The organism is Paenibacillus sp. LK1, from assembly GCF_002750415.1.
GTDB classification, from domain to species: domain Bacteria; phylum Bacillota; class Bacilli; order Paenibacillales; family Paenibacillaceae; genus Paenibacillus; species Paenibacillus taichungensis.
In genome coordinates this window covers 105,438-116,992 of record NZ_PEII01000006.1, presented here as the reverse complement: position 1 = coordinate 116,992, position 11,555 = coordinate 105,438, and the positions used below count along the sequence as shown (strand labels likewise).

Sequence of the window (11,555 nt, the reverse complement as noted above, 5' to 3'; positions counted from 1 at the left end):
ATATTGAATGTAAAGTAAATCCTCACAGCAATCGCTTTCAAGATACAGCATATGTAAACAAGCGCCATAGATTGACAGCATTTGTACCTGTCCTGATGAAAAAAAGATGGAAAAAGAAAAACACCCTCGCTCCACAATGGAGAAAGGGTGCAATAAGTTCACTCACCTGAATACATAACCGTCATGGATATAGCGGGAACGCTGACCTGGCCTTCTTTGGTTGTACGCAACGTCTCGGTGCCAGCCTGCCCCTGCTCTACAACCACATTCCATGTACCTGAAGAAACGCAGATTGTACGGGTTTCTTTGGAAGCATTGTAGATAACGATTATCCGTCCCCATGAATCTCCCACAGACGTTCCTGACAGTTCATAGGCCAACAGCCCTTTTCCTTTTTCAAGCAATTGAACATGGAGCTCAATCTCTTCCCGGGTGCGAAGACGAAAAGCAGGATGCTCGCGCCGAAGACGGATCAGGCCACGATAATAATCATAAACAGGCTTAAACTGCTGCTTTTGCTCCCACCGAATGGCATTGACTGAATCTCCACTCTCATGACTGTTGGCATCGCCAAATTTACTTCGCAGAAGTTCATCTCCAGCCGCAAGCAATGGGACCCCCTGGGAAGTCAATACGATGCCATTAGCAAGCAGACAGCGCCGGACCGATTCGTTCTCCAGTATGTGATCCGGGTCAACGTGCAAATACGGCTTCGCCTGCTGTACAGCCTCTGCCACGTTGGCGCTGCCTTTCACACGACCATCCTCGCTATATGTGATAAATCCCAGCGTATCGTGCAATCCTTGTGTCTGGGCGACTTTGTCCCACAGGTTGAGATTATCATGTACAGTTACATAATTAATCGTTTCAGATGGGCCAGCGGTAAAATCGGTAATGGCACCCCGTACGCCTGTCCATATATCGTCTTCTTTTTCCTCCGCTCCTGTAGCAAATCCGGTTCCCGTTCCATCACTATCCCCTTTGATCGCTCCACGGAGGTTATCATTAAATACAGCAAATCCAGCTTCACGCTGTGCTCCCTTAAGTGTCATTTGATCTCCAAGGGGTGATTCCAGCGCACCCCAAGGTTCACCGTATAAGAGAATGGATGGAGAAACCTCGGCATGCAGTTCTGCTGCGAGCTCTTTCATCGTTGTCGTGTCGATCAGACCCATCAGGTCAAAACGAAACCCGTCCACATGGTATTCCTCTGCCCAGTATCGTACGGAATCGATAATGAACTTGCGCACCATCGGGCGCTCAGTTGCCACTTCATTGCCTGTACCTGATCCATTGCTGTACGTGCCATCCGGATTCTGACGGTAGTAATACCCTGGAACAAGCTTCTCAAATGAACTGGCTGCCGTATCAAACGTATGATTGTACACCACATCCATAATGACTCCGATACCCTTCTCATGAAGGGCGAGCACCATCGATTTGAGCTCTCGAATTCTTGTCTCCGGTTCATCTGCACGGGATGCATAGGAGCCTTCTGGAACGTTGTAGTGGAGCGGATCATAGCCCCAGTTATAACGTGAGCAATCGGAAGTCCCGTCATCTGCCTTCGATTCGTCCACTGTCGCAAAATCAAATACCGGTAGCAGATGTACATGAGTAATTCCCAGCTCAGCCAAATGATCGATCCCCAGTGTATTCCCGTTGGAATCGCGCAGACCTGTCTCGGTAAAAGCCAGATACTTTCCTTTGTGCCTCATGCTGGATGACTCATGGATCGAGAAATCGCGCACATGCAGCTCATATAAGACCGCATCTACCGGGCTCGCCAGTTCTGGACGAATGTCCTCATTCCAGCCATTCGGGTGGGTCTGTTCCAGTCTGACGATGACTCCCATTTCTCCATTCATGGTCACAGCTCGTGCATAGGGATCAACCGCTATCTCCTGCCGTCCGTCCTCAAAGGTGGCTCTGTACATATAACGATAACCGTTCCACTCACCTTCGAGTTTCAGGGTCCAGATGCCCTGATCCTGCTTGTTCATAGGTATTTCTTTCTGTTCGTCCTTATTCTTCTGTTCATTGGGACTTCCCCCTGTTGAAGGCGGGGATAACAGCACATCTACCTGCTTTGCGGTAGGTGCCCACACTTTGAAACTACAGGCTTGTGGTTCCATCGTGACACCCAGATCTCTTCCTTGGTATGTATCTACTACGTTTAATACGTCTAACTTGTGATGGTCATCAATCATGCTGTATATTCCCCTCTCGATGAGCAATAAAATGGATGTGAACAAATGCTCCTTACCTTTTATACCCCTTCTGTTACCTAACCATAATCTCGGGGATGAAAAAGAACTTAAAAAAACAAGCCATGCTTCACGTCATTTCACGCAAAACACAGCTTGTTCTTCTAATTACTTCCCGTTCAGCTGGGCATAAGACGCTTCAAATTCGGAAATGAGCTGGTCGCCACCGGATTTTCTCCAGTTCGCCACTTCCTGCTCCCAGCCAGCATCATCGATTTTGCCCATAATGTATTTGGTCTGTGCATCCCAGATCATCTGGTCCAGCTCCTGGCCACGCTCAGTATAGATGGCAGAAGACAAGGTCAGCGCCGGATTTGGAATAGCATACTGCTCATTTTCACGTGCCATCTTCGTTCCCTTCATACCGATTGGTACATCGACAAGCTCAGGTACATTATAACCTTCAACGCTTAGCAGATTGTCACGATAAGGCTTCACTTCACGCTGGTATCCGTCGAAGTCCTTGAACTCGGTTTTGCCATCCGAAGTCTTCGTATAGTGCACATCTTCCAGACCTCGCAGCTGAAGTGTACTCAGTGGTTCATCCATCAGTTGATCCAGGAACGTCAGCACCTGTTTTAACTGTTCTTCGTCCGGTACGGAAGCTTTGGGAATGACAAGCATCCCATAGTTCCCCGGTTCCCCGGCAATTCGAATGCCATCCGGTCCTTGGAACGGGGCCACATCAATCTCGCCATCAGGCACATTTGGTGTCAGCCGTTGCTGGAACGACTTTCCGTTTTGAGCAACACCGTTCAGCTTCATGGCTACGAGACCGGAGTCGATTTTTTTGTCCGCATCGGAAGGGTCCAGCGCTGGGAAGTCACTGTTGATCAATCCCTCACTGAATAGACGCTTGAACAGCTTCATCGTATCCACATATTCTGTGGTCAGGAATTCAGGGGTAAGTTTACCCGCATCGTCCACACCCCACTTGTTCACCCCACCAATACTTACGGCGATTCGTGTCAGCGGCGAGGATACGCCTTCATTGTACTTTTTGAACAGTACCGTTCCATACGTGTCTTCCTTGCCATTACCATCAGGATCATCCTTGCGAATGGAGCGCATCACTTCGTACCAGTCATCGAGCGTTTTCGGTACATCCAGCTTCAACTTGTCGAACCAGTCCTTGCGATACACGATGGCTGTACGCCCGATATCGCGGAAGTTGGGTACCCCGTAGACCTTTCCTTCGATTTTGATATTGTCAAAATAAGCCTCGGATTGGGCAGACAGGTTTTTGTAATCCTTCAGGTACGGTCCAATTTCCCAGAACAGCCCCGTTTTGGCTGCGTTAAATGTTGTGGGTACATAATTCACCCGCATAATGGTCGGCATCTCGCCCGAAGCTACCATGACGTTCACTTTATCATCAAAAGCAGACTGCGGAATCCACTGTACACTGACATCCGTATTCGTATATTCCTCAATCTTTTGTTCAATCCCGTTCTCCTTGGCTGGCACATCACCAACCTGCATCAAAGAAATCGAAACGGGAAGCTTGCCTTCCCCTGCCGCAGGCGCTTTCTCTCCCCCACACCCTGCAAGCAGTCCAGCGGACATTGCACCAACCACGACCAATCCGCCTAAACGAGACATCCGACCTTTTGGACTCATGAACCATCTCTCCTTTGGATAAAGGTTATGTACATAAGCACTCCGATGACAGAACAACCTTCTGATCGCTGTTATCCCCAGATTTTTTTGATTCCCTTCTTCAGAAGGGAAAATCCGGTGATAAGCGTATGCTTCCGATGCAGCTTTCTTTCAGAAAGCTTTTAGGCGAACGCTTCGCTTCCTCAGGTTATTTCTGTCCTCTCCGTTCTCATGTACATGTTAGTTGGGCTTGTAAAGTTCCATTTCCACTCCTGCCAAAATAAATGGAGCTACCGATTTCGGATCATTGATCCGAATGGATTCAGTCACATAATACTCGTATGACCCGTCACGATACGGGGTACCGCCCAGACCTGCCCCACCGTTACACTGCGTCAGGGACAATACACCTTCACGATCCGTTTGCAGCAGATGCAGCAGCAGACCTTGATAACCCTTTTCTGCGATCGCTTTAAACTTGCCACTCAGATAACCCTTACGTACACCCTTCGCTAGTGCATACACAAACATTGAGGTCCCCGATGCCTCCAAATAATTACGCTCACGCCCTGGTTGATCGAGCAAATGAGGCCATAACCCGGACTGTTGGTCCTGTACATGTACAAGTGCATTCGCTACACGTTCGAAAATCCCCACAATCTGACCGCGATGCTCATGATCTACAGGCAGATGATCCAATGTATCCACTACCGCCATCACATACCAGCCCATCGCCCGGCTCCATACATGTGGAGAGCATCCGGTTTCTCCTGAGCTCCAGCGCTGTTCCCTGCTCTCATCCCAGGCATGGTACAGCAGACCGCTGCGTGGATCACGTGTACGTTTCTCCACCAGCAGCAGCTGTAATGCCGCTTTGTCAAACCACTTCTCCTCGCCAGTAACCGCACCATATTGCGTGAGAAACGGCGTTGCCATGTACAGCCCATCCAGCCACATCTGGAACGGATAGATTTTCTTGTGCCAGAATCCGCCTTCACTGGTAAGAGGCTGTCCCTTAAGCTGTACCATGAGCAAATCCGCGGCTTTACGGTATTTCTCTTCACCCGTTTTGTCCAGCAACAGGAACAGCGATTTCCCCTGGTTAATCTGGTCCAGGTTATATTCCTCGACTACATAGGAGCGAATCGAGCCATCCTCCTGAATGAAGTTATCCATCAGTTCACGGATGTAGTCGAAATATTTCTGTTCTCCGGTATGGGTGTACAGCTCTTCCAGCGCTTTCAGCAGACAACCATTTTCATAATGCCAGGTCGGATATAACTCATGATTGCGATAACTTTCCATGAACTGTTCAGCCATCCGTACCGGTGTGAATTGCAGGGTTTCTTTCATGATGTTCCTCCGCTTCCGGCTTTTTATTTAGCCTGTTTTTTGTAGTCTTCGGCATATTCCTCACGAATTTTGGTACCACCCGCATTGCCCCAATTCTCGATTTCCTGTTTCCAGCCATTTTCATCGATTTTGCCCATAATATATTTGGTCTGCGCATCTGCAATCATCTGATCCAGATCTGCCCCACGGTCGCCATAAGTAGACGAATACAAGGTTAATGCAGGGTTTGGCACAGCATGTTCCGCCAGCTCTTTGGCAAGTTCCGTACCCTTCTCACCGAGTTCGGTATCTTTCAATTTCGGCACATTGTATCCTTCCACGTAAGGCAAGTTATCACGATATGGCTTCACTTCACGCTGGAATGCATCGAAGTCGCTCATCTCCACTTGGTCTTCGCCAGCCTTCTTGTAATGTTTGTCTTCAATGCCACGCATCAGCAGCGTCGCCATCTCCGGGTCCATTAATTTATCCAGGAAAGACAACAGGTTTTTCAACTCGTCTTCCGATTTCACCGTCGCTTTCGGAAAAGCCAGAATACCGGAGTTACCCGTCTGCCCCGCTACACGGTCGCCACTCACACCAAGCAAACCTGCAATGTCTACTACGCCATCCGGGTCGTTCTTGGACAGACGCTCTTGCTGGCTCTTCCCGTTCTGGGCGACACCGATACGCATGCCGACAACGCCTGTATCATATTTCTTCTCCGCTTCTGTGGAATCAAATACAGCAAAGTCCTGATTCAGCAATTTCTCGCTATACAATCGTTTCAGCAAATCCAGCACCTGCATATATTCCGGTGTCATGAATTCCGGCGTAAAACTGCCGTCATCTTCCACCTTCCACTTGTTTGGTGCACCAAAACTTACGCCAAGACGTGTAGTGAAGGAATATTGATCCTCGTTATACTTTTTGAAAAGCATTAGTCCAAACGTATTATCCTGACCGTCTCCATCCGGATCGGAGGTCGCCAGCGTTTTGATCGTTTCATACCATTCATCCGGTGTCGTTGGTACCTTGAGATTCAACTTATCAAACCAGTCTTTACGGTAAATCACCGTTGCTCGGGCAATATCAGAGAATACGGGTACCCCGTAGATCTTGCCTTCCACCTTGATATTGTCGAAGAAACGCTCGTTCTGTGCAGACAGATTTTTATAATCCTTCAACAAAGGCCCAACTTCCCAGAATACATCGTTACGCATCGCACTGGTTACGGTTGGGTTATACTGCACTTTCACAATTTTGGGCATATCGCTGGATGCGATCATGACATTAATTTTGTCATTGTAAGCCGAAGCCGGAATCCATTGAATGTCCAGTTTGGTGTTCGTATACGCCTCGATCTTTTGCTGAACCTCATTACCTTTGCTCGGTACGTCGCCCACCTGTGCTATTGCAATGGACACGTTCTGCACGCCGCCCTCAGCAGCCTGACCTTCATCCGATCCGCATCCTGCCAGCAGGCCTGTTACCAATGCCAATGTGCTTAAGACAGCTACGGCTTTCTTTTTTGTTGCTTTCATTAAACGAAAACCTCCCCTTTTTTATACAGTCATGAACCCGTTCTGATGTACAATCATGCGTAATTTCAACCTTTTACCGATCCCAGCATCACTCCTTTGGCAAAGTGCTTTTGCAGGAACGGGTATACCAGCATGATTGGAATCGTGGAGAACACGATAACGGCCATACGAATGGTAAGCGGCTGAATCTCGGTCTCTTCGATACTGGTATCCCCGATCCGACTCTGAGCCAGGATGACAATTTCACGCAGCCATACCTGCACAGGCCACTTTTCACTATCGTTGATATAGATTACGGCGTTGAAGAAGCTGTTCCAGTGAGCCACCGCGTAAAAGAGAGAGAAGGTAGCCATTGCTGGCATCGACAAAGGAAGCACAATTCGGAACAATACGCCCACATCGTTACATCCATCGATTTTGGCGGCATCCTCCAGTTCGTCCGGTATGGCTTGGAAGAAGTTCTTAAGTACGATCAGGTTGAACGCACTAATGGCGGTAGGCAGCATCAATGACCATAATGTATCCGTCAGGTGCAATGATTTTACGACAAAGTAGGTTGGGATCATTCCGCCGCTGAACAGCATGGTGAACAGTACCCCCAGCAAGATCGGCTGACGTCCACGCAAGTATCTTCTGGAGAGCGGATACGCCATCAGCGACGTGAGCAGCAGGTTAAGCAGTGTTCCGATGACGGTGATGTAGATTGATACACCCAGACTGCGAATCAATGTGTCTGTAGAGAAGATGTAACGGTAAGCAGCAAGGGAAAATTCTTTCGGAAAAAGAATGAATCCTCCCTTGGCCACTTCATGTGGACTCGTAAACGAGACGGCCAAAATATAAATGAACGGTATAACGGTCACGATTCCGATCAAAAGCAGAAAGCCATGATTGAGGATATCAAAAATCCGGTTGCCCCACGTTTTATCCTGTTGCATCTTAATGTTCACTCCTGTCTGGTGAAGAACGTCTGCTGCCAAGCGTTAGTAGACGCCTTCCTCCCCGAATTTTTTGGCCATCGTATTAGCACCCAGTACAAGCGCCAGTCCGACCACCGACTTGAACAAACCAACAGCAGCACTATAGCTGTACTGTGCCTGTGTGAGACCTTTGGTGTAGACGTAGGTATCAAATACCTCACCCACATCCCGGTTCGTCGGCGTCAGCATCAGGAAGATCTGTTCAAAGCCTGTATCCAGGAAGTTACCCAGACGCAGAATGAGCAAAATAATGATCGTACTACGAATGGCAGGCAGCGTAATATGCCAAGTCTGGCGCCAACGGTTGGCACCATCCATCCGTGCAGCTTCATAGAGCTGTGTATCTACACCGGAAAGTGCCGCCAGGAAAATAATCGTGCCCCAGCCTACCTCTTTCCAGATGGATTGTCCAACAATCATCGTTCGAAACCAGCCAGGCTCAAGCAGGAAAGCCACTTTTTGCCCCGTCAGGTTATAAAGTAATTCGTTAATAGCTCCACCCTCGGTTGTGAACAGCATGTAGAACACACCAACCACAACAACCCAGGAAACAAAGTGCGGAACATATACCAGCGTCTGTACAAATCGTTTGAACCGTTCACGGCGAACTTCATTCATCATGAGTGCCAATACAATTGGCAGCGGGAAGAAGAACACCATATTATAAATCGCTAGCAAAAACGTATTCCGGAACAAGGTCCAGAACTGCGGTTCCCCGAAGAAACGCTGGAAGTGCTTGAACCCTACCCAGTCACTGCCCAGAATGCCCTTGTATGGCGTGTAATCCTGAAAAGCCATCGTAATGCCGTACATGGGTATGTATTTGAAAATAACAAAGTAGAGCACGCCCGGTATCAACATAATATAGAGCCACCGGTTTTTGATGATGTCCCTCCACAGCAGGTTTTTGTCACTGCGGGTAGCGGGTCGTGTTCGAGCCGCCGTTTCGGCTTTCATAGTGTCTTCCTCCCCACGTTGGAAACGATTACAAAATATCACTTCCTGAATTCATGTCTTCATTGTGGAGGATAAACGGGTAACTGGCTATCGTCTCGTTTTAGCTTCTTGTTTTCCCTTATGCAGCAAGGATTTAAGGCATTTGTAACTCTGGGTTTCTCCCCTGAATGAACCACATTTAACCTTCGATATTCCCGTCTTAACTCTGCTCCGAACACAGAACAAAGAATGACCCAAAAACAAAGAAAAACCTGCCTGCCATGGCAGGCAGAGCAGGTTGCTTTTATCGCTGCTGCTCCCGGTATTTTCCGGGGGTAGTTCCCGTAATTTTACGAAATGTACGGATAAAAGCGGTAGGGTTCGTGTAATTGAGTTTCTCGGCAATCTCCGATATTTTCAGGTTCGTCGTCTGCAGCCAGGTCTTGGCTTTTTCCATCCGGTATTCGGCAAGGTATTCCGTAAAGTTCACGCCAGCCTCCTTCTTGAACACACGGCTCAGATAGACTGGATGAAAATTCAGTTCTTCTGCGCAAGCTTCCAACGACAATTCGCGATCATATCGCTCCTCGATCAGCCGAATCATGCGCCGGGCAATATTCAAATATTGAGACTCTTCCTGTTCGCGCCAGAATCGAATGACGGGTTGAAATAAACATTTGCGGAACCAGTTCGTCATTTCATCCAATGTGGACAACTTCAGCAATCGAGCCATGGAGGCCTTTTCACCCAATACTTCCGCAACATTCCCACCCTGCTCCTGTACAAGCTGATACACACGGGACAACAGTTGAACCATGATAACCGGGTATTCGCTGAAGTGTAGCTTCTTGTCTGCGAGCAGACTGAGGTATTGCTTAAAGTACGCATCGGTTTTCTCCTCGTCCCCTTGCTTGAGCGCAGAAGCCAACTGGTCCTCAATCATCCTGAGCTGTGTATATAACGCTGCCTCCGTCTGTCCGCGCGGCTGAATATCCTCGTAATGCAAAATAATACGGCTGCCCAGACTTACCCTGCCTTGCAGAGCCTCACGACTCTCCTGGTAAGCCCGTGGCGAATCACCTATTGCAGAATAGGAACGACTAATACCGATACTTACAGGCAGATTCAGATAGGTCACGACCCGCTCACGGATCATTTCCGCTTGAGTGTGCATCCACTCTTTTAGTTTTACTTCATCATCCAACACGGATGCCAATACCGTAACTTGGGCGTCATCAATCATGACAGGTGCAAACCGAATCTCAGAGGGCAGCAGTTCAGCGACCATATTGTTTAACGCGAACAGCAGCAGATCCCGGTCCTGCTCTTCATACCTTGTCCCTTCAAGGGTGTCAATTTGAAGTGTAAGTACCCCAAGTCTAGCCCATGAGGTTGGAAAATCGTATAACTGACCCTGATATCTGAAGTCATCTTCTGATATTTTGCCTGTAAGCAGTTTGGTCATAAAAAATTCCTGCAAATGAATATGCTGGCCCTTCATCTGCTCACGCATCGTTTTCTCCGAACTGAACAAAGTCGATAATTGCTCTTCAATGTATATAAATTCATCCTGACGGCGTCCCGACGGAGCCATTGGAGAATCCAGTCCTTTCGTAAACTGCAGAAGTCTGGAAATGGGAGAGTACATCTTGCGACTGCCATAAAAGGCTACTAGTCCCGTTAAACATAACATGACCAGCGTAGCCACACCTGTAACCAATGCAATTTTCTGCGACTGGGCGGTTATCTGACTCAGCGATACAACAGATACATACAACCAGCCATTAAGTGGGGACTGCCTGTAGCTAACCGCCACCTGGCTTCCTTCCACCTCTGCGCTGAAAAAACCCTCCGACTGTCCCGTCGTTTGTACCTTTTCGTGGATTTCCTGATTCAGCGTGTCGTATTTCCCGTCTTGTTCTGTATCGTTGAGAAAATATTTCTGCTCCCGATCAAGGACGTACATATCCCCTGAATTCGGATTTCGACTTAGAAATGTACTTAGCTCTGTATCGGCTATGTCTATAACCAGAAACCCCTTTGGTTTCACATTCGTTGGTATCATCGGAATCTTGAATACCATGCTGACCACATTGTCGGATGAAATAAGGGTAGGCGCTTGTTCTTGTGCCGCTTCACCGACTCCGGCCGATACCGGTATACTTTCTTTGGTTGAACTCACATTTTGCGTCACCCAAAACAGGCTGTTTGTATATTTCAAATAGGAACCAATCCGGTCCCGAATACTGAAATCATCCAATTTTCCGAAAGATCGCATCGATACAACCCAGTCTTCATCCAGATTCACGAGATAAGCCTGATCGATATTTGTAACCGATTGCAAATTATTAAATCCGGAAGTCAGATCTCGAATTTCCTGAAATTCGCTGCTGTCCAGCGGTTTTTTCATCGCTTGTAATACCAGTGGAGAATTCACATACTGGATGGACGATAATTGCAGGCTGCGCAATACTTGCTCTACCCGCATTTGGGTCTGATGCAGAATCTGCAAATTACTCTCCCGCACCTTCTGCTCAATGTCACTTGAGGCAATAGAATAGGAGACCGAACCAATAACAATGACCGGAAGGGCTCCGAGTATCATGGTAAAACAGAGCAAACGCAGCAGGTATTTAGGCAAAAAGAGCATCCTCCTTTGTGCATTTTGCGTGATTTGAACGAGAACGATTTCGGAATCACTTCCCGTACTTATGCAAAACGTATGTATAATATCGCTTTCATTGGATTAATTTACTATTGTTATTTTAAAACCCATTGTTATTCAAGTCCACTATTTATTATTGAAGGTTGACTTCAAAGCAATTTCCAGTTTATATTAGTTGCATATTCCTCAATCAAAGGAGAGATTTTGATGTCGGTGAGCGTTCTTAACTAAC

General features: G+C 47.8%; 7 protein-coding genes. All 7 read right to left on the bottom strand.

Annotation, left to right across the window (positions count from 1 at the left end; translation table 11 throughout):
- Positions 1–158 precede the first annotated feature (158 nt).
- The gene (pulA, locus tag CS562_RS15170) at positions 159–2,210 is read right to left on the bottom strand and encodes a type I pullulanase (protein WP_099856856.1); all 2,052 of its coding nucleotides are present in this window, start codon (positions 2,208–2,210) and stop codon (positions 159–161) included.
- Between the two features lie 165 nt (positions 2,211–2,375).
- Positions 2,376–3,887, bottom strand: a complete 1,512-nt coding sequence (locus tag CS562_RS15165; RefSeq protein WP_099856853.1) for an extracellular solute-binding protein — start codon at positions 3,885–3,887, stop codon at positions 2,376–2,378.
- Positions 3,888–4,106: 219 nt separating this feature from the next.
- Entirely contained in the window at positions 4,107–5,219 is a 1,113-nt protein-coding gene (locus tag CS562_RS15160; protein ID WP_099856850.1) for a glycoside hydrolase family 88/105 protein, read from the bottom strand.
- A 23-nt stretch (positions 5,220–5,242) separates the two neighbouring features.
- Positions 5,243–6,742, bottom strand: coding sequence for an extracellular solute-binding protein (locus CS562_RS15155; protein ID WP_099856847.1), 1,500 nt, complete (start codon positions 6,740–6,742; stop codon positions 5,243–5,245).
- Positions 6,743–6,807: 65 nt separating this feature from the next.
- Entirely contained in the window at positions 6,808–7,680 is an 873-nt protein-coding gene (locus CS562_RS15150; RefSeq protein WP_099856844.1) for a carbohydrate ABC transporter permease, read from the bottom strand.
- A 45-nt stretch (positions 7,681–7,725) separates the two neighbouring features.
- On the bottom strand, positions 7,726–8,679 hold the full coding sequence (locus CS562_RS15145) for an ABC transporter permease (RefSeq protein ID WP_063566889.1): 954 nt from the start codon (positions 8,677–8,679) through the stop codon (positions 7,726–7,728).
- Positions 8,680–8,962: 283 nt separating this feature from the next.
- Positions 8,963–11,299 carry a helix-turn-helix domain-containing protein gene (locus tag CS562_RS15140; RefSeq protein WP_180287146.1) on the bottom strand — a complete coding sequence of 779 codons (2,337 nt, stop codon included), beginning with the start codon at positions 11,297–11,299 and terminating at the stop codon, positions 8,963–8,965.
- Positions 11,300–11,555: the final 256 nt, after the last annotated feature.